Origin of the sequence: Caldicellulosiruptor acetigenus, from assembly GCF_026914305.1 — a bacterium.
Lineage (GTDB): Bacteria > Bacillota > Thermoanaerobacteria > Caldicellulosiruptorales > Caldicellulosiruptoraceae > Caldicellulosiruptor > Caldicellulosiruptor acetigenus.
Map to the genome: position 1 here is coordinate 633524 of NZ_CP113866.1, position 20101 is coordinate 653624.

At 38.0% G+C, this 20101-nt stretch carries 20 protein-coding genes; 19 read left to right on the forward strand and 1 reads right to left on the reverse strand.

Translation table 11 applies throughout. The annotated features are described in order from the left end of the window. Positions 1–3: 3 nt before the first annotated feature. The 11 genes from OTK01_RS03005 (at position 4) to speD (ending at position 12108) form a co-directional block, all read left to right on the forward strand. A complete protein-coding gene (locus OTK01_RS03005; RefSeq protein WP_029228813.1) occupies positions 4–846 on the forward strand; it encodes a DegV family protein in 843 nt (280 codons plus the stop codon). Positions 847–931: 85 nt separating this feature from the next. Beyond that, positions 932–2773, forward strand: a complete 1842-nt coding sequence (locus tag OTK01_RS03010; protein ID WP_029228814.1) for a TIGR03960 family B12-binding radical SAM protein — start codon at positions 932–934, stop codon at positions 2771–2773. Beyond that, complete coding sequence (locus tag OTK01_RS03015; protein ID WP_029228815.1) at positions 2760–3395, forward strand: TIGR03936 family radical SAM-associated protein; 636 nt, start codon at positions 2760–2762, stop codon at positions 3393–3395. Before OTK01_RS03010 ends, OTK01_RS03015 begins: the two co-directional genes overlap by 14 nt. After that, positions 3395–5110 carry an Rne/Rng family ribonuclease gene (locus OTK01_RS03020; protein ID WP_013431844.1) on the forward strand — a complete coding sequence of 572 codons (1716 nt, stop codon included), beginning with the start codon at positions 3395–3397 and terminating at the stop codon, positions 5108–5110. Before OTK01_RS03015 ends, OTK01_RS03020 begins: the two co-directional genes overlap by 1 nt. A 68-nt stretch (positions 5111–5178) precedes the next feature. After that, positions 5179–5736, forward strand: a complete 558-nt coding sequence (efp, locus tag OTK01_RS03025) for an elongation factor P (protein WP_029228816.1) — start codon at positions 5179–5181, stop codon at positions 5734–5736. Between the two features lie 104 nt (positions 5737–5840). Further along, the gene (locus tag OTK01_RS03030; protein WP_013431845.1) at positions 5841–6311 is read left to right on the forward strand and encodes a CD1247 N-terminal domain-containing protein; all 471 of its coding nucleotides are present in this window, start codon (positions 5841–5843) and stop codon (positions 6309–6311) included. Positions 6312–6533: 222 nt separating this feature from the next. Continuing rightward, on the forward strand, positions 6534–7697 hold the full coding sequence (locus tag OTK01_RS03035) for a pyridoxal-phosphate-dependent aminotransferase family protein (RefSeq protein WP_029228817.1): 1164 nt from the start codon (positions 6534–6536) through the stop codon (positions 7695–7697). Between the two features lies 1 nt (position 7698). Continuing rightward, a complete protein-coding gene (gene serA, locus OTK01_RS03040; RefSeq protein WP_029228818.1) occupies positions 7699–9294 on the forward strand; it encodes a phosphoglycerate dehydrogenase in 1596 nt (531 codons plus the stop codon). A gap of 54 nt (positions 9295–9348) precedes the next feature. Next, a complete protein-coding gene (locus tag OTK01_RS03045) occupies positions 9349–10623 on the forward strand; it encodes a DUF1015 domain-containing protein (RefSeq protein ID WP_029228819.1) in 1275 nt (424 codons plus the stop codon). Between the two features lie 125 nt (positions 10624–10748). Next, a complete protein-coding gene (locus OTK01_RS03050; RefSeq protein ID WP_014043031.1) occupies positions 10749–11549 on the forward strand; it encodes a Cof-type HAD-IIB family hydrolase in 801 nt (266 codons plus the stop codon). 184 nt (positions 11550–11733) lie between these two features. Next, positions 11734–12108, forward strand: a complete 375-nt coding sequence (gene speD / locus OTK01_RS03055; RefSeq protein ID WP_011916845.1) for an adenosylmethionine decarboxylase — start codon at positions 11734–11736, stop codon at positions 12106–12108. A gap of 242 nt (positions 12109–12350) precedes the next feature. Here speD and OTK01_RS03060 read toward each other — a convergent pair whose 3' ends face one another. Beyond that, complete coding sequence (locus OTK01_RS03060; protein WP_029228820.1) at positions 12351–13112, reverse strand: Fic family protein; 762 nt, start codon at positions 13110–13112, stop codon at positions 12351–12353. 121 nt (positions 13113–13233) lie between these two features. Here OTK01_RS03060 and OTK01_RS03065 point away from each other — a divergent pair, with 121 nt between their 5' ends. The 8 genes from OTK01_RS03065 to rnr all read left to right on the forward strand — a co-directional run bounded on the left by OTK01_RS03065 (position 13234) and on the right by rnr (position 20092). Continuing rightward, positions 13234–14157, forward strand: coding sequence for a carbohydrate kinase family protein (locus OTK01_RS03065; protein ID WP_029228821.1), 924 nt, complete (start codon positions 13234–13236; stop codon positions 14155–14157). Positions 14158–14202: 45 nt separating this feature from the next. Next, positions 14203–14472 (forward strand): ACT domain-containing protein, encoded by a 270-nt coding sequence (locus tag OTK01_RS03070; RefSeq protein ID WP_029228822.1) that lies wholly within the window; start codon positions 14203–14205, stop codon positions 14470–14472. Positions 14473–14504: 32 nt separating this feature from the next. Beyond that, entirely contained in the window at positions 14505–15863 is a 1359-nt protein-coding gene (locus tag OTK01_RS03075) for a PFL family protein (RefSeq protein ID WP_029228823.1), read from the forward strand. 25 nt (positions 15864–15888) lie between these two features. Further along, positions 15889–16725 (forward strand): diaminopimelate epimerase, encoded by an 837-nt coding sequence (gene dapF, locus OTK01_RS03080; protein ID WP_029228824.1) that lies wholly within the window; start codon positions 15889–15891, stop codon positions 16723–16725. Then, positions 16722–16976 (forward strand): hypothetical protein, encoded by a 255-nt coding sequence (locus OTK01_RS03085; RefSeq protein ID WP_232841700.1) that lies wholly within the window; start codon positions 16722–16724, stop codon positions 16974–16976. The genes dapF and OTK01_RS03085 overlap by 4 nt, the downstream gene beginning before the upstream one ends. A 43-nt stretch (positions 16977–17019) precedes the next feature. Next, complete coding sequence (gene secG / locus OTK01_RS03090) at positions 17020–17256, forward strand: preprotein translocase subunit SecG (RefSeq protein ID WP_013291153.1); 237 nt, start codon at positions 17020–17022, stop codon at positions 17254–17256. A gap of 97 nt (positions 17257–17353) precedes the next feature. Beyond that, a complete protein-coding gene (locus OTK01_RS03095; protein ID WP_013431861.1) occupies positions 17354–17911 on the forward strand; it encodes an HDIG domain-containing metalloprotein in 558 nt (185 codons plus the stop codon). A 30-nt stretch (positions 17912–17941) separates the two neighbouring features. Next, complete coding sequence (gene rnr / locus OTK01_RS03100) at positions 17942–20092, forward strand: ribonuclease R (RefSeq protein ID WP_013431862.1); 2151 nt, start codon at positions 17942–17944, stop codon at positions 20090–20092. Positions 20093–20101 lie beyond the last annotated feature (9 nt).

Genomic DNA, 20101 nt, shown 5'->3' on the forward strand with positions numbered 1-20101 from the left:
TGAATGGGTGTCACGATAGTTACAGACTCAACCTGCGATTTGAGTCCTCAGATGCTCAAGAAGTTTGGCATCAAAATGGTGCCGCTGAACGTGTATTTTGGAGAAGAGGTATACAAGGACTGGGTTGAGCTTGACCCTGTAACTTTTTATCAAAAGCTTACTCAAGCTACAGAGCTTCCTCGAACTTCTCAGCCAAGCCCTGAAGAGTTTGCAAATGTCTTCAAACAAGAGCTTGAGAATGGTAACGAGGTTGTATCAATTCATCTTTCATCAAAGCTGTCAGGAACTTTTAACTCGGCATGTCTTGCAAGGGATATGCTTGACAGCAGCAAGATTTTTGTTGTTGATGGGAAAACAGCGTCAATTGGAACTGGAATTTTGGCAATTTTGGCAAAAAGATTAGCAGATGAAGGCAAAAGCGCAAAAGAGATAGCAGAAAGAATTACAAAAAAGACAGATACCATAAGGCATCTTTTTGCTGTTGAGACTTTGGAATATCTCAAAAAAGGTGGCAGAATTTCACCTGCAAAAGCTACCATAGGAAATATTCTGAATATAAAGCCGATACTTCATCTTGTTGATGGAGTTGTTGAGCCTTTTGATAAGGTAAGAGGTATGAAAAGAGCACTGCCGCGGATAATAGAAGAGGTTAAGAAAAAAGGACTTGACCTTAAAAATCAGCTTTGCGGACTTTCGTATGCAGGGTCTCTTGATGAAGCAAGCGAGTATGCAAATATGGTCAAGCAAGAGCTTTCACCAGGCGAGCTTATTGTCACTCAGATTGGAAGTGTGATTGGCACATATGTGGGACCTGGCACGGTTGCATTTATATTCTTTGAGGAATAATAAAATTTGAGGGTTTAAACTCTTTCAGCTACAGGGTAGCCTGTAGCTTATTGTATTTTTAAAGAGACGAGGTGAGAATACAAAAGTGTGTGTAAAAGATAAGGTGTTCAAACTGCTTTATGGTGTTGAAAAACCGGGAAGATATATCGGCAACGAGATAAATATGGTAAAAAAAGACCCTGCAAAGGTAGATGTTAGATTTGCATTTTGTTTTCCAGACGTTTATGAAATTGGCATGTCTAACCTGGGACTGAAAATTCTGTATCATCTTTTGAACGAAAGAGAAGATGTGTACTGCGAAAGAGCTTTTATGCCATGGGTTGATATGCAGCAGCAAATGAAAAAAGAGGGAATAAAACTTTTTTCACTCGAGACTTTTACCGAGCTTGACAAGTTTGACATAATAGGTTTTTCTCTTTCATATGAGATGAGCTATACAAATCTTCTCAAAATGCTTGAGCTTTGTGGACTTCCTCTTGAAAGTAAAAAGAGAGAAAAAGGTATGCCTATTATAATTGCAGGTGGTCCATGCACTTATAATCCTGAACCTCTCTGGGAGTTTGTGGATGTGTTTGTGATTGGTGAAGGCGAAGAGGTTATTTTGGAATTTATAGACCTTTATAAAAAATATAAGTTTTCCAGTATGACAAAAGATGAGTTTTTATTTGAATGTGCATCTATTCAAGGGTGTTATGTTCCTTCTCTTTACAATGTTAAATACAATCAAGATGGCACTATAAAATCTATAGTACCTGTATCAGAAAGTGTACCAGCAAAAGTAAAAAAGAGAATTGTAAAAAATCTGGATACAAGTTATTTTCCAACAAGAATGATAACTCCTCTTATAGAAGTTGTACATGACAGAATAACCTTGGAGATTTTCAGGGGATGCGCAAGAGGGTGCAGGTTTTGCCAGGCAGGTGTGATATACAGACCTGTCAGGTTCAGAAGTAGCAAAAAGGTTTTGCAGTATGCAAAAGAGCTTGTTGAAAATTGTGGTTGCAATGAGATATCGCTTGTGTCCCTTAGCACAAGCGATTATCCGAATATAGATGAGCTTGCAAGGGAAATTTTGAAGTTTGCAGAGAACAAAAAAGTAAACATTTCTCTTCCATCGTTGAGACTTGACTCAACATCTTTAGACCTTTTAAAGGAGGTTGAAAAGGTAAGAAAACCTACACTGACGTTTGCGCCCGAGGCAGGAACGCAGAGGCTCAGAGATGTTATAAACAAGAATATAAAAGAAGAGGATATATACTCTACAGTCAAGCTTGCGTTTGAAAGAGGGTTTCAGAATATAAAACTCTATTTCATGCTTGGTCTTCCTCTTGAAGAAGATGAGGATGTTCTGGGGATATATACAATAGCAAAGAATATAAGAGAAATTTACAAAGAGCTTGGACTTAAAAAGAGGGTCAGAATACCAGTATCAACTTCATTTTTTGTGCCAAAACCACACACGCCGTTTCAGTGGGAGGCACAGGATAGCATTGAAAACATGCAAAGAAAGATGAAACTTTTAAAGGAGAATCTCAAAAAGGTAAAGGATGTTGAGTATAGCTGGCATGACTTTTATCTTAGCAAACTTGAAGCGGTACTTTCGCGAGGTGACAGAAGACTTTCAAAGGTAATTAAAAGAGCTGTTGAGCTTGGCTGTCAATTTGACGACTGGAGCGAGTTTTTTGACTTTTCGAAATGGGAAAGAGCATTCCAGCAAGAAAACATCGATTGGAGGTTTTACTCTGACCGAAAAAGAAGTTTTGACGAGATTTTGCCATGGGACATTATTGACACAGGCGTGACCAAGGAGTTTTTGAAAAAAGAATGTCTTTTGGCATATGAAGCAAAAACCACAAGTTCGTGTTTTGAAAGATGCACAGGTTGCGGTGTAGCTTCTTTTCGAGGGGGAATTTGTGTTGGCAAATAGGTACAGGTTTTACTTTTCGCGTGATTTGCCTGCAGCGTTTATATCCCATCTTGACATGACAAGGTTATTTGAAAGGTTATTCAGGAGGCTGGATGTAAAGCTCAAGTTCACCCAGGGGTTCAACCCACATCCCAAGATAGTTTTTATTCTTCCAATGCCAGTTGGACTTTGTTCGAAAGAAGAGATATTTGAAGTTGAATGCGAGCAGGAACTTGAAAGCAGTATCATTGAGAATCTCAATAAAATCTTGCCAGAAGGATTAAAAATGTTGAAAGTTGAGCTGGCTACTGATAAAATACAAGTAAGTGATATGTATTATCAATGTTTTGTTGAAGCTGAGGAAGAATTTTGCAAGTACTTTGATGAGTTTATGAAAAAAAGTCCTGCTATAAAGAAAGAGAAGGAAGGCAAGGTAACAGTCAAGAAAATTTATGATTTTCTTTTGAGCTATGAATGTGAAAAAGTGGATGGGAATATAAAAATAAGTTTTCATATAAATGTTGTGAATGGAAGTTATATAAAACCAGAAGATATATTAAGAGAATTTTGTCAGGAGTATAATATTGAATGTAGGATTGTGAGGGTTGAAAGGGTAAAAGTTAACTATAAAAGGGTGATATAATGCAAAGTGAGATTATAGTGGATGTAAGTTTTAACCAAACCCGGGTTGCTGTTTTGGAAGACAAAGAACTTGTCGAGATTTACATCGAAAGGGAAGACAGCCAAAGTATAGTAGGAAATATCTACAAAGGGGTTGTTGAAAACATCCTGCCTGGTATGGATGCAGCTTTTGTCAATATTGGTCAGGAGAAAAACGCTTTTTTGTACCTTGGAGACGTGAACAGGCTTGAGTTTGGTGATACCGACGAGTATTATGAGATAAAAACAAATCCGCTTGCCCTAAGGTGTGGCCAGGAAATAGTTGTGCAGGTAATAAAGGAAGGGTATGACCAGAAAGGCCCACGGGTTACCACAAATATAACGTTGCCGGGAAGGTACTTGGTTCTCTTGCCGAGCACAGAATATGTTGGCGTATCAAAGAGGATTGAGAGTGAAGAAGAAAGACAGAGACTCAAAGAGATAGCATGCAGGCTAAAACCAGAGGGAATGGGACTTATTGTCAGGACTGCAGCAGAAGGCAAGAGCGAGGAGATTTTGAAAAGTGAGCTTGAGTTTTTAAAAAATATGTGGGGGAGAATAAAACAGAAAAGCTGCCAGAGCGCACCAGTACTTCTTTACAAGGACTATGACCTTGTGTTCAAAGCTGTCAGAGACATGTTCACCAACCAGGTTGACAGGTTTGTAATAAATGATAGGAAAAAATATAACAAAATAATGGAATTTTTATCATCTTATGCTCCAAGCCTCAAGAGTAAAGTTGAGTATTTTAACCTTGCAACAAATATATTCGAATATTTTCAGATAGAGCAAAAGCTTGCAAAGGCTCTTTCTAAAAGAGTGTGGCTAAAAAGCGGTGGGTATATAGTAATAGACGAGACAGAGGCTTTAACTGTCATTGATGTTAACACAGGAAAATATGTTGGCAAGACAGATGTTGCAGAGACAATTTTAAAGACAAACCTTGAAGCTGCACATGAGATTGCAAGGCAGCTAAGACTCAGAGACATTGGTGGAATAATTATAATCGACTTTATCGACATGAAAAATCCAGAGCATCAGAAAATAGTTTTAGATGCTTTGAAAGAGGCTCTCAAGAGAGACAAGACAAAAACAGTGGTTGTTGACATAACGCCTCTTGGGCTTGTTGAGATGACAAGGAAAAAGATAAGACAAAGACTTTCGTGTGTGATGCAGTCAAGCTGTCCTTACTGTGAGGGCACAGGCAAGATTTTATCTCCAGAAAGTGTTGCGTTTAAGGTGCTGAAAGAAATTGAGTGGTATTGCAAAAACAAGGTAGAAGACAAGTTCTTTGTTGAGATACACACAAAAGTATGTGAGATTTTGAGAAAGGGTGAAATTGACAGGATAAAAGAGCTTGAGCAGAAGTACAAAAAGAAAATCTATGTAAAAGCATCTTCAAATATTCACATAAATAAGTTTACCATATGCCCTGTCAAGGATGAGGACCATTACATGGCGCTGTGTGGTTGGCTTTGTGAAGGGGACGAGGTTTTGGCGTTTGTTGAGGAGGAAGACAGGTTCAATCCAAAAAATGCGGTTGGGTATGTGAACCAGAACAAGATAGAGCTTGATGATGCATCTGACCTTGTTGGCAAGTACATCTATGCAAAGGTTGAAAAGGTGTATGGAACACTTTCAAAAGGAAAGATTTTGGATGTGTATGAGGTTGATAAAGAGGATGTGAAAGAGTGTTAATTTGGTTGAAAAAAATATGTTTTTTTTGATAAAATAGAAGAGCAAAATTTTAAATCGGAGGGAAGCTGATGGTTGAGGCAGGCGATTTTCGAAGAGGATTAACAATAGAGTATGATGGTCAGATATTTCAGGTAATTGAATTTTTGCACGTAAAACCTGGCAAGGGCGCAGCTTTTGTTAGAACAAAACTTAAAAATATAAAGACAGGTGCTGTGATTGAAAAGACGTTTAGACCGGATGAGAGAATGCCTCTTGCTCACATTGAAAGAAGAGAGATGCAGTATCTTTACAACGACGGCGAGCTTTACTATTTCATGGACACACAGACATACGAGCAAATTGCGCTAAATCAAGAGATGGTTGGCGATGCTCTAAAGTTTGTGAAAGAGAACATGACAGTGACTGTACTTTCGCACAATGGTAGCGTGTTCGGTGTCGAGCCGCCAAGATTTGTTGAACTTGAGGTAATTGACACAGAACCAGGCTTTAAAGGTGATACTCAGACAGGTGCAACCAAACCCGCAAAGGTTGAAACAGGCGCTGTAATTCAAGTGCCTCTTTTCATCAATATTGGTGACAAGATAAAGATTGACACATCAACAGAAGAGTATCTGTCGCGAGTGTAATTGATTTGACATTTTTTCAATTATATGCTTTGTGTATAAACTATTTTTTATGGGTAAATATTATGTATAGACAAGGTTATTCTGTTTTTTAGGAGGATACTTTAATGGAAAATTTGTATGAAAAGGTTGCATATTTGAGAGGGCTTGCAGAGGGTCTGGGCATAAATGAGGATTCAAAAGAAGGCAGGCTGCTTCTGAGCATCATTGATGTGCTTGACGAGTTTGCAGATGCGATAAACGAACTTGATGTCAAGCAAGCAGAGCTTGAAGATGTTGTTGACTCAATTGATGAGGATTTGGAAAAGTTAGAAGATGAAGTGTATGAAAACTATGATGAGGACTATGATGACTACTATGATGAGGAAGATGACGAGGACTTGGTGGAAGTGACCTGTCCAAACTGTAAAGTGACGTTTTATTTAGAAGAAGACGAGTACTTAAACGAGGACGAGATTGAATGCCCGAACTGCAACGAAGTGATATATCTTGACGAACTTGAAGAAGAGTTTGACGATGAAGAGTACGATGAGGAATATGAAGATGAAGAGGACGATGAGAACAAAAAAGATAAATAGAGATTCTGCAAAAGAAGGTTTTGGCCGGTGCTTCTTGCCGGCTTTTTGTTTATATTACAAGTTTTTGCCATGAGAAGTTGTTTTAAATAGACAAAAATATTCTATTTTTATGTGTTCAAAATGTATAATAATAAGATTGTCAAATTATTGACATTGTCTGATACATTGGATATAATCAACTTAAAACACATTGAGTTTGCTTGAAAGGGGTAGAGTTTAAATATGAGAAAACCAAAGCTTTTGATGACACCTGGTCCAACTCCGCTTCCACCTGAGGTTATTGCTGCCATGTCACAGCAGATTATTCACCATCGCACAAAAGAGTTTGGGGAAATCTTTTCAAGAGTGAATGAAAATTTAAAAAAGGTGTTCCAGACAAAGAACAATGTTCTTACATTTGCTGCGTCTGGGACAGGTGCGATGGAGGCAAGCGCTGTCAACTTCTTTTCTGAAGGCGACACTGTTTTAGTTGTGTCAGTGGGGGTTTTTGGGGATAGGTTTATAAATATATGCAAGACATTTGGCCTAAATGTAATTGAAAAGAAATATCCTTATGGTGATGTAGCAAATATTGATGAGGTAATTGAAATTATTGAATCTAACAAGGATATAAAAGGTGTGTTTATAACACACAACGAGACATCAACAGGTGTTACAAATCCTATTGAAAAGCTTGCAAGGTATCTCAAAAATACAGACAAGATTTTAATTGTTGATGCAGTAAGCTCACTTGGTGCAATTGATTTAAAGACTGATGAGTGGGGCGTTGATGTTGTTGTTACAGGCTCTCAGAAAGCTTTGATGTCCCCGCCAGGACTTGCTTTTGTCTCTGTATCAGAAAAGGCATGGGAGTTTTACAAAAAGTCTCAGCTAAGAAAATTTTACTGGGACTTTAAAAAGTATCAGGACAACCTCTTAAAAGAGAGCCAGGACACTCCGTTCACGCCTGCAGTTACTTTAATTAGGGCTGTTGATGTGGGACTAAAACTTATTCTGGACTATGGACTTGAGAACAATTTCAAAAGACACACAAGACTTGCACATCTTACCCAGCTTGCAGCTGAAAAACTAAACTTAGAGCTTCTGCCAAAGAAAGAATACTCATCTGCAGTCATCACTGCAATCAAGTCACCAGAGGGTGTGGATATAGAAAAGGTAAGAAAGATAATGAATCAGAAATATGATATAATGGTAACAGGAGGACAGGCAACACTCAAAGGAAAGATTATAAGAATAGGTCACATGGGATATGTTGACGAGTTTGACCTTCTGAAGACCATTGAGTGCTTTGAGCTTGCACTCTTGGAATGCGGCTATAAAAACTTTGAGGTTGGAGAGGCTACAAAAGCTGTGCTTCAGGAAATTGCTAAGGGGGTAAACAGTTAAAATGAAGGTTTTGGTGACTGAGAGGATTGCAAAAGAAGGTATAGAGATTTTGAGAAATGAAGGAATTGAGGTTGATGAAAGGCTTGGGCTTTCGCATGAGGAGATTTGCAATATAATCGGCGAGTATGATGCTCTGATTGTCAGAAGTGCAACAAAAGTAAACGAAGAGATGATAAAATGTGGCAAGAACTTAAAAGTGATTGCGAGAGCCGGTGTTGGTATTGACAATGTGGATGTAGAGGCAGCAACAAAACAGGGGATTATTGTTGTGAATGCTCCAGATGGCAACATTATGGCAGCTGCCGAGCTCACAATTGGTCTTATATTTAGCATATTCAGGTACATCCCACAGGCGTACATGTCTTGTAAGCAGGGTGATTTTAGAAGAAACAAGTTCAAAGGTGTTGAGCTTTATGAAAAGACAGCGGGAATTATCGGGTTTGGCAAGATAGGAGCGCTTGTTGCAGAGCGTCTCAAAGCTTGCGGGATGAGGGTTATTGCATACGACCCATACGTTTCTGACGAAAAGTTTAAAAAATACGGTGTTGAAAAGGTTGACTTTGACACGCTCTTGAAGGAGTCTGACCTTATTACCATTCACACACCAAAGACAAAAGAGACGTACAACCTCATTTCAGAAAAAGAGTTCAAAAAGATGAAAAAAGGTGTCAGGATTGTAAACTGTGCGCGCGGCGGTGTTATAAACGAAAATGACCTTTACAATGCGATAAAAGAGGGTATAGTCGCAGCAGCAGCACTTGACGTCCTTGAAAAAGAACCTAATTTTGAGCTTGAAAAGCAAGACTACTACAACCCGCTTTTAGAGCTTGACAATGTGGTAATCACACCTCATCTTGGAGCATCGACACAGGAAGCTCAGGTAAATGTGGCTGTATCTGTTGCAAAAGAGGTTGCAGCGGTGTTAAAAGGCGGCATTGCTAAAAATGCTGTCAATCTTCCTGCATTTGAAAAGGAAAAGCTTGAAGAGATTATGCCATATTTGGAGCTTGCTGAGGCAATGGGCAAGATTTTTATCCAGGCAGAAAGAACTTTTGCCAATAAAATAGAAATTGTGTACAGCGGTCAGATAGATGAGAAAGCAACAACATGGCTCACACGTGCACTTTTAAAAGGCTATCTTGAATTTTCGGTACAGGACACTGTCAACTATGTAAATTCCCAGCTTTTGGCAAAAGAACAGGGAATTGAAGTTATTGAGAGCAAAAAAGAAGAAAGCGGAAAGTTCAAGAACATGATAACCGCAAGGTTTACAACCAGCGAGAAAGTTTTAGAGCTTTCTGGAACAGTTTACAACAATGAAGGTAGAATCATAGATTTCTTTGGTTACAAGGTTGATTTCAAGCCAGAAAAGTACATGCTCCTTATCCAGAACATAGACAAACCAGGTATGATTGGCAGAATTGGTACTATTGTTGGAGAGTATGGAATTAACATTGCTACAATGCAGGTTTCGCGCAACAAAAAAGGTGAAAAAGCTGTTATGGTATGCGAGATAGACGGTGCTTTGCCTGATGAGGCTGTGGAAAAACTTAAAAATACAGATGGAATTTTGAGAGTTACGATGGCAAAACTGTAAGAGTTGCATTTTAAAAAGCCAAAAATTACAAAATAGAAAGGATTATGGTATAAGATGGCTAACATCAAAGGTTTTAGAGGTTTGAGATATTCAGAAGAAGTTGAGCTTGACAGATGTATATGTCCGCCTTATGACATAATTTCTGAGGATGAGAGAGAAGAGCTTTATAAAAGATGCGAATATAACATCGTAAGAGTGGAGTTTGGAAAAGAGTTTGAAGGTGATGATGAAGCTAACAACAAGTTTACACGTGCAAAAGAGTATCTAAGTAGCTGGATTCAGAATGGTATATTGAAATTTGACCCTCAAGAGAGCGTATATGTTATTGAACAGGAGTTTGAAGTTGAGGGAAAGAAGTATAAAAGAACAGGTTTGATAGTACTTCTTGAGCTTGTCGAGTTTGAAAAGGGAATTGTAATTCCCCACGAGTTTACACTTTCAAAGCCAAAACAGGAAAGACTTGAACTTTTGAGGCACACAAGAGCAAATATAAGCAGCATATTTGGGCTTTATGAGGACAAGACAAAAGATGTAAAGAGCATTTTGGATTCAATAAAATCTAAAAAAGAAGATGTTGCTTACAATGGTATTGGCACATATGAAAGAATGTGGGTTGTTTCTGATGAGGATATCATAGATAATTTGAAAAAACTATTTAGCGACAAGAAGATATTCATCGCAGATGGTCATCACAGGTATGAAACTGCACTTGAGTTCAAAAAAGAGATGCAGCAAAAGGAAGGCATAAGACAGGATGCAGATTACAACTACATAATGATAACACTCACTGCCTTGGAAGATGAGGGAATTGTGATTTTACCGACGCACAGGATTGTGCTTTCCTCAAGCATTGAAGAGGATATTTTTGTTGAAAAGCTAAAAGTGGATTTTGATATCGAAACGGGAGAGTACGAGGTTCTGAAAAAAAAGTTAGAAGAGAAAAAGAAATATGCGTTTGTAGTGTACACATACAACAAAAACTTTTATTTGATAACACTAAAAGACCCTGAAAATGCTCTAAAGGATGTGGAAGGGAGTAGGGCTTACAAGAACCTTGATGTTGTTGTTCTGCAGAAGCTCATTTTAAATAAAGTACTTGAGATTACAGATGAAGATATACTGCATCAGAGAAATCTAAAATACACAAAGTCGGACAGAGAATTGATTGAAATTGTAAATAAAGGAGCTAAATACGGATTTATTCTAAACCCAACACTTGTTGAAGAGTTAAAAGAAGTGTCTTTGAGTGGCGAAAAAATGCCACAAAAGTCAACCTACTTTTATCCAAAGCTCATGACAGGAAATGTTATATTTGTTCATCAAAAGTGAACAATAGCTTTTAAAAATGTCAGTGGTTTGGATATTGATACCTGGGCATATTAGTTTAGGTTTCAATGTCCAAACCGTTTTTTGTATTTTATGTTCAAAAAAAGAGAAAGGAGAAAGCGTAAAAGATGATAAAGCTTGTTGCAACAGACCTTGACGATACACTTTTATCAAAGGATTTGACGGTAACCGAGAAAAATCTCAAGGCTATAGAATTTTTAAAGCAAAACAGCATAATTTTGATTTTAGCTTCAGGAAGGCCCTATCCATCTGTGAAAAAGGTGGCATATGACCTTCAAAATTTTTACCCAATGATAACATACCAGGGCGCACTTGTTTATGACCCGAAAAATGACAAAAAGCTTTATGGCTGTGAAATTAAGCCAGAGGACGCAAAAGAACTTGTAAGGCTTGCCAAAGATGAAGGAATTCATGTTCACATTTACATTGACAATATATGGTATGTTGAAGTGATGAACGAAAAGACAGAGTATTACAAAAACCTTACTAAGCTTGAACCCCACAGGGTTGAGAACTTTCTTGAATTTATAGACAGGCCTGTCACAAAGGTTTTGTTTTTTGATGAGCATGAAAGATTGAAAGCTTTAAAAGAAAGGCTTCCCAAGGATTTTTCAAAGAAGTTTAACATAATGTTTTCAAAGCCCTTCTTTTTGGAATTTACAGATATCAATGTTTCAAAAGGGAATGCTCTTAAGTTTTTGACAGAGTACTACGATTTAAAAAGAGAAGAGGTCATGGCAATTGGAGATGGTGACAATGACATTTCAATGATTGAATATGCAGGCGTGGGCGTTGCCGTTGGAAATGCCACAGAAAGCTTGAAAAGTGCTGCTAATTTTGTAGTAGCAAGCTGTGATGAGAGCGGGTTTGCTGAGGCAATTGAAAAAGTATTCAATGTCCATTTTTAAGTTTTCACTCATATAATAGCATAAGAAAGAGAAAAACCGATAAGTTGATAAGAAAACGAGGGCTAATTTAAAAATTTAAAGGAAAATGATATTTTTTAAAAAAATATATTGACTTTTGAGACAAATCTGCTAAAATAAATTCTGTTATTTGAAAAGAGTAAATTCCAAGAAGGAGGTAGAGAAGATGCACGCATTGGGCAGGCACATAATAGCAGAGCTGTACGGGTGTGACAAAGAAGTGCTCAACAATCGCGAGCTGATTGAGAAGATAATGGTAGAGTCAGCGCTCAAAGCAGGTGCAGAGGTAAGAGAGGTTGCGTTTCATAAGTTTTCACCACAGGGTGTAAGTGGCGTGGTTGTGATTTCTGAGTCACACCTGACAATTCACACATGGCCAGAGCTTGGCTATGCAGCAGTTGACGTATTTACATGCGGCGAGAGAGTTGACCCATGGCAAGCTTGCAACTACATCACAGAGATGCTCAAAGCAAGCCACATGACAACTACAGAGGTAAAAAGAGGTTTGTTCGAACAACCTGTCAAGGTAGCAAACCTGTAATAATACCTCCTTTTTGTTGATGGTATAGAAGGTAGTGTTAAAGTTTTGAAGGGATGTGGAACTGGGAACTCTATAAGGAGGATATGCCTTTTTAAATTGTATTACATTTTGAGGTTTTTGATGTATGAAAGAATACAAAAAGGGAAAAATATTTAACAGAAAGACCCCCTTTACTTAAATAAAAATATTTTTGGTGCACAGACAACTTTTCTGTGCACCAATTTTTTTATTGTTCAGTTCTCTCAAGCCTCTCTTAAGAGACCAAAGTACAGATCAAAGGTTTTGTTTATTCTTTCGCATACCAGAATTATAAAGTCATCATAAACTTCTTCGCTGCAAGCTTTATCTAATGCTTGATAATAATATGCACGTATTTCTTTTGGTATTATTGCAATAGGATATCCATTCCTCATAAGCTCTAAGTTCATCAAAAGTCTTGCTGTCCGCCCGTTCCCGTCAATAAAAGGATGTATTTTTACAAAGTCTGCATGAAGAATAGAAGCTTTTACTACCGGGTGTGCTTCGAGATTATTTATTCTTTCAACCAACTGGCTCATCAAATAAGGTACTTGTGTGTAGTCAGGAGGGGTGAAACTTGCTCCAGATATATATACATTCTCTTTTCTATAGACGCCAGCATTTTTGTCGTCAATTCCTTTGAGAATTAACTTGTGCAAACTCTTTATTTCCCATTCTGAAAGAGATGTGTTGTTTTTTATCAGCTCTTCTAAATATAAAATTGCTTCCTTATGATTAATAACTTCTAAGTGTTCTTTTAATGTTTTTCCAGCAACTGTTATGCCATTTTCCAGAACAACTTTTGTTTCATAAATTGTTAATGTATTTCCTTCTATTGCATTGGAATGGTATGTCCAGTCAAGAATAAGTTTTTCTTTCAAACTCTTTATGGAATTTTCAGGAAGAGGTCTTAAGGAGTCCAATTTTTCTTTTTTTTGACTAAGGATATCTAAAAATAGCTGAACATCTCTATTAAGTTCAAACATTTGTTTATCCCTCTATTCTAAAGAGTAGATGATATATTATATTTTACCCTATTCTTCTTCACTTCTGAATATTAAATGTTCTATAATAATGTTATACCCGAAAAAAGGAGGTTATTGGTCTTTGAAAGTTGTCTGCTATGGTGAGGTTTTGATAGATTTTTTGAATGTAAAAGATAACCTGTTTGAAGCAAACCCGGGCGGTGCTCCTGCAAATGTAGCAGCAGCAGTTGCAAAGTTTGGAGGAAAATCCTATTTAATCTCACAGGTTGGGAATGACATGTTTGGAAAAATGATTATAGATAGCCTTTCTGTCTGTGGTGTTGATATTTCAAATGTTAAAATGACAGATGAGTATTTTACAACACTTGCGTTTGTAAAACTTGATAGCAGGGGCGAGAGGTCTTTTTCGTTCTCAAGAAAATATGGTGCAGATGTTTACCTGAGAGTGGAAGATATTGATATGAATATCGTAAAGTCAGCTGATATATTTCACTTTGGCTCACTTACAATGACATATGAACAAAACAAAAGAACCACCTTAGAGCTTTTAAAGATTGCAAGACAAAGTGGCAGCGTCATCTCATATGACCCAAATTACAGAAGTAGCCTTTGGGAAAGCCAAAAAAAGGCTTTGGATACCATGATTGAACCTGTTGAGAGTGGGTTTGTTGATATTCTGAAGATGTCTGAGGAAGAGGTTTTGCTATATGAAAAGGACGTAAATAACTTTTATAATAGAATAAAAGATAAGGTAAAGATTTTTCTTGTGACATTTGGCGAAAAAGGTAGTATGGTTTTCTTTAAGGAGAAGTCATATTTTGTTGATACAATAAAAGTTGATGTGGTTGACACAACAGGATGTGGAGACTGCTTTGTCGGCATGGTTTTGTACGAAATTTCAAAGTTTTTGCCAGTTGAAAATCTTTCAGAAGATGAAATTATTAAAATTGTAAGAAAGGCAAACATAGCAGGGGCTCTCTGTGCAACCAAAAAAGGTGCTATTCCTGCAATTCCTGAGTACACTCAAGTTTTAGAAAGGCTTTGAAGTTCAAAAAGCCCTTTATTAAAAAATTTTTTGGGGGAAAGAATTATGAGAGCAATAATAACGGTTGTGGGTAAAGATAAAGTTGGCATAATTGCGGCAATCTCGAGCTTACTTGCCCAGAACAATGTAAATATTCTTGATATAAGCCAGACAATTATGCAGGGATTTTTTACAATGATAATGCTTGTTGACCTTCAAGATTGCAAATTGAAGTTTTCTGAACTGAAAGATCTTCTCATAAAAAAAGGGCAGGAAATAGGCGTTGATGTAAATATGCAGCACGAAGACCTTTTCAATAGCATAAACAGGATATAGTAATTTTACTTTTTTGAGGAGATGAAAGCAGAATGTTTACATCGCAGGAGATAATTGAAACCATCAATATGGTGAAGCAAAGCAATTTAGATATTCGAACAATCACAGTGGGGATAAGCCTTTTTGATTGTAGCTCTGACATTCCCCAAAGGTTTATTGATAACATGAGAAAAAAGATTATAAAATATGCGGGGAATCTCAAAAATGTGGCAAATGAGATTGAGGATATGTTTGGACTTCCAATTGTCAACAGAAGGGTTGCGCTAACACCTATTTCTCTTTTGACCTTTTCTTATTCATATGAAGACCTCATAAAGGTTGCAACTGCCATTGATGATATTGCCAAAGAACTTGAGGTTGACCTGATAGGTGGTTACTCTGCTGCTGTTCACAAAAACTATGATGAAAATACAAGGAAATTTATATCTTCTATCCCAGATGCGTTGGCATCAACAGATAGGCTGTGTTCTTCGGTTGATGTTGGGACAACAAGGTCGGGTATTAACCTTGATGTGATTGCCCATCTTGGGTTTATAATAAAAGAGATTGCACAAAAAACTAAAGACAAAGACAGTTTCGGATGTGCAAGGTTTGTTGTGTTTGCAAACGCACCAGATGACAATCCATTTATGGCAGGTGCGTTTCATGGGACAGGCGAGGGAGATTGCAGCATCAATGTTGGAATCTCAGGCCCTGGTGTTGTGAAAAGAGCATTGGAAGAGAAGAAAGACGCTTCAATTGATGAGATTTATGAGACAATAAAAAAGATGGCATTTAAAATAACAAGGGCCGGTCAGCTTGTTTTGCAGTATGCAAGCAAAAAGCTTAAAATTCCAGCCGGGATTGTAGACCTGTCTTTAGCGCCAACACCAAAAGTTGGTGATAGCATTGCAGAGATACTTGAAGAGATAGGAGTTGAGAAGGTAGGCGGGTATGGCACCACATTTGCTTTAGCGCTTTTGAATGATGCTGTAAAAAAGGGTGGAGCAATGGCAGCAAGTTTCACAGGTGGACTTTCAGGCGCGTTTATACCTGTATCAGAAGACTCTGGGATGGTAAGAGCTGTCGAGGCAGGAGCACTTTCTTTAGGAAAACTTGAGGCAATGACAAGTGTGTGTTCTGTCGGGCTTGACATGATAGTTGTGCCGGGCGATGTAGAAGCTGAAGTTATCTCTGCTATGATTGCAGATGAGATTGCAATTGGTGTTTACAACAACAAAACAACAGCTGTGCGTGTGATTCCTGCATACGGCAAAAAGGAAGGCGACGAGGTTAACTTTGGTGGGCTTTTGGGAGGTTCAAAAGTGATGAAAATAAATAGAAGCTCACCAAAAAGGTTGATTGAACGTGGAGGAAGAGTTCCACCACCTATAATTTCGCTTAGAAACTAAAAATTTTGAAAAGGAGGTACAAAAAATGCTTTTTTCCAAGATGCACGGACTTGGTAATGACTTTATTGTAATAGATGCAAGAGGCAAAGAGGATATTGATTACAACTCTCTTGCAAAGAGGATGTGCCACAGACACATTGGTGTTGGAGCAGACGGACTGCTGCTTGTTTTAGATTCGAAGCTTGCTGATATCAGGATGAGAATTATAAACTCAGACGGGTCTGAGGCTGAGATGTGTGGAAATGGAATTCGGTGCTTTTCTAAATATGTGTTTGAAAGAGGAATAGTAAAAAAAGACAAATTCAAGGTTGAGACATTGGCAGGAATAATAGAACCAGAGCTTATTTTAAATGAATATGGGCTTGTGGAGAAGGTAAAGGTCAACATGGGAAAACCAAGCTTTAAAAGAAAGGATATTCCTATGCAAGGCGACCCAGAAAGCGATGCTATAAATACATCAATAGAGGTTGATGGTAAAGAGTATAAGATTACATCTCTGTTGATGGGTGTTCCTCACACAGTGTTGTTTGTTGATGATGTAGAAAAGGTTGACATTTATACTTTAGGTCCTAAAATAGAAAGGCATGAGGTATTTCCAAGGAAAACAAATGTCAATTTTGTTCAGGTGATTGACAAAAATAATATAAAGGTGAGAACTTGGGAAAGAGGAGCTGGTGCAACATTTGCGTGCGGCACAGGCTCTTGCGCATCTGTGATTGCATCTAACTTAAACAGCTTTACAGAAAGAAAGGTAAACGTTCACCTTTATTTTGGCACGCTTGAAATAGAGTGGCAGGATGATGGCACAGTATTCATGACAGGACCTGCCGAGGAGGTTTTTGTTGGGGAATATTTAGAGTGAAGCTCATCATTTTGATTGAATTTTTCTTAGCTTGTGGTATAATTTTAATATGGTTTTTATGGCTTTTTGCAAGGAAGGTGAATGCATTGAAAGTCTTCTATGTTAAGATTGAATACAAAGATGGAAGAAAGGTAGAAGATATCTTTCTCACAAACGCTAAGGCAAAAGAGATGTGCGATTTGCTTTTGGGTGAAGACAAAGAAGGTGCTATCAAACTTGTTGAGACAAAGTGCAGGGAAGTTGACCTGTAGTTTTGGCAGTCAATACTAAATTTTTAGGAGGTTTTAAAACACAATGGCAAAGATAATTCTAACCGTTTTAGAGCTTCTTTTAGCAATTGCACTTATAATTGTTGTGCTTTTGCAGTCTGGCAAGAGTGCAGGACTTTCTGGTTCAATTGCAGGTGGTGCTGAGACATTTTTTGGAAAGTATAAGGGAAGAACTCTTGATGCTATGCTTGGAAGATACACATGGATAATTGCAGCAGCTTTCTTTGTTGTATCAATAGTTTTGTTCTTTGTAATAAAGTAAAACCTGAGGTTGAATGTCAACCTTGGGTTTTTATTTTAATCAGAAATATTCACAATATCTTACAAAACACTAAATACAAAAGGAGGAAAATTTTGAAATGAGCGTCACACGTGAAGTTGCACTGGAGGAGCTCAAAAAGAGAATAAAGACACAGAATCTTTTCAAACACTGTTTGGCTTGCGAGGCTATTATGCGCGAGCTTGCATGTTATTTTGAACAGGACATGGACAAGTGGGGGATCTGCGGACTTGTCCACGACATAGATTATGAGGATACAAAAAACGACCCAAGTGCGCACAGCTTGGTTGGCGCAAAAATTTTGGAGGATTTGGGGTTTGACAAGGACATTGTGTATGCTGTGAAGGTTCACAACGACGCGCATGGTCTTCCAAGGCTTTCTCTTTTGGACAAGGCACTTTACTGTGTTGACCCAACATCTGGCTTCATTGTTGCAGGTGCGCTGATTCTACCATCAAAAAAACTTTCGGATGTGACTGTGCCGTTTCTGCTAAACAGATTCAATGAAAAAAGCTTTGCAAAGGGTGCGAACAGGGAGCAGATGAAAGCATGTTCTGAGCTTGGGCTTGAACTTGAAGAGTTTTTGAGAATATCTCTTTCTGCAATGCAAAAAATATCTAATGAGCTTGGCTTGTAAGAGTAAAAGACAAAAGGATGTGAGAGGCCTGTGAAAAAAGCAAGATTTGAAGAGAAAAAACAGGAGGTTTTAAATCTTTTTCAGGAAGAAAGCTATCATCCCATGACATTTTCAGAGATTTTAGAGATTTTAAACTGGCAGGAAAAGGATGAAAAGCTGCTCAAAAAGATTCTTGATGAACTTGAGCAGGAAGGAAAGATTGTAAGGACAAAACGTGGCAGGTTCGGTCTTGCCGAGGAGATGAACCTGTTTGCAGGAGTGCTTGAGGTAAACCCGCGCGGCTATGGTTTTTTGATTCCTGACAATCCCAATATACCTGACATTTATATCTCTCCTGAGAACATGAACGGTGCTATGCATGGCGACAGGGTGCTTGTAAAAGCCCTTTCTCTGCCGCCTGTTGAGGGCAAAAAGGTAGAAGGCTTTGTTGAGAGGATTTTGCAAAGAGGTATTACCAAGGTTGTTGGAAGGTATGAGGATAGCAAAAACTTTGGTTTTGTCATTCCAGATGATCAGAGAATAACATACGATATCTATATTCCAAAGAGCGGTAAGAATAAAGCAAAGACAGGTCAGAAGGTTGTTGTTGAAATTACAAGGTATCCTGAAAAAAGAAGAAATCCTGAAGGGAAAATTGTTGAGATTTTGGGGTATGAAAATGCCAAAGGTGTTGACATTCTCTCAATAATCAAGAAATATGAGCTTGACGAGGAATTTCCAAAAGAGGTACTAAAAGAAGTTGAGAATATTCCAGATGAGGTGACAGAAGAGGATTTAGAAGGAAGGGTTGACCTGCGCGACTGGACAATCTTTACAATCGATGGTGAAGATGCAAAAGACTTTGATGATGCAGTGTCTATCAAAAAACTTCCAAACGGGAACTATCTTTTAGGTGTTCACATTGCAGATGTGAGCCACTATGTAAAGCCAAACACCCATCTTGACAAGGAAGCCTACAGGCGCGGAACGTCTGTGTATCTTGTTGACAGGGTCATCCCAATGCTTCCGTTTAAGCTTTCAAATGGCATCTGTTCTCTCAACCCCAATGTTGACAGGCTGACATTTTCAGTTTTGATGGAGATTGACAAGCAGGGAAATGTTGTGAAACATGATATCTTTGAAAGTGTGATCAGAAGCAAGGAGAGAATGACTTACACAAATGTGACAAAGATTCTCAAAGAAGAAGACAAAGATCTTTTGAAGAGGTATGAGCACATAAGAGAAGACTTGGAGCTAATGCGAGAGCTTGCACTTATCCTGCGAGAAAAGAGAATGAAAAGAGGGGCATTAGACTTTGATTTTGATGAGACAAAGGTCATACTTGATAAAAACGGCAAACCTATAGATGTTGTGCGATATGAGCTTACAATCTCTAATAAAATAATTGAAGAGTTTATGCTAATTTGCAACGAGACAGTTGCTAATCACTTCTACTGGCTAAATGTTCCATTTTTGTACAGGGTTCATGAAGAGCCTGATATTGAGAAAATTTACCAGTTTGCAGAGTTTATATACAACATGGGTTATGTTCTAAAAGGTATTTCGAACAAGGTACATCCCAAAGCTTTACAGGCAGTTTTAGAGCAAAGCCGTGGCACGCCAGAAGAGAGGGTTATTCATACACTGTGTTTGAGGTCGCTCAAAAAAGCAAGGTACTGTGAAGAAAACCTTGGTCACTTTGGTCTTTCAACAGAATACTACTGTCACTTTACTTCTCCAATAAGAAGATATCCTGACCTTGTGATACACAGGATTATGAAGGATGTTTTAAAAGGTAAAATGACAGAGAAAAAGATTCAGAGGCTCAAACTCAAAATGCCAGAGATTGCAAAGTGGACATCACAGAGAGAAAGAGTTGCAGAAGAAGCAGAACGTGAAACGATTGACCTCAAGAAGGTTGAATTTATGCAGGACAAGATTGGTCAGGTCTTTGAAGGAATTATTTCTAATGTCACGCCTTTTGGATTTTTTGTTGAGCTTGAAAACACAATCGAAGGCTTGGTAAGAGTCAGTTCTTTAGAAGATGATTATTATGTCTTCAATGAAAAGACATATCAGCTGATAGGTGAAAGGTCAAAAAAGGTATACAAAATTGGTGACAGGGTCAAAGTAATGTTAATTGACGCTAATGTGCCACTCAGACAAATAGAGTTTGCTGTTGTGGAAAAACTCAAAATGTAGGAAAAGGGT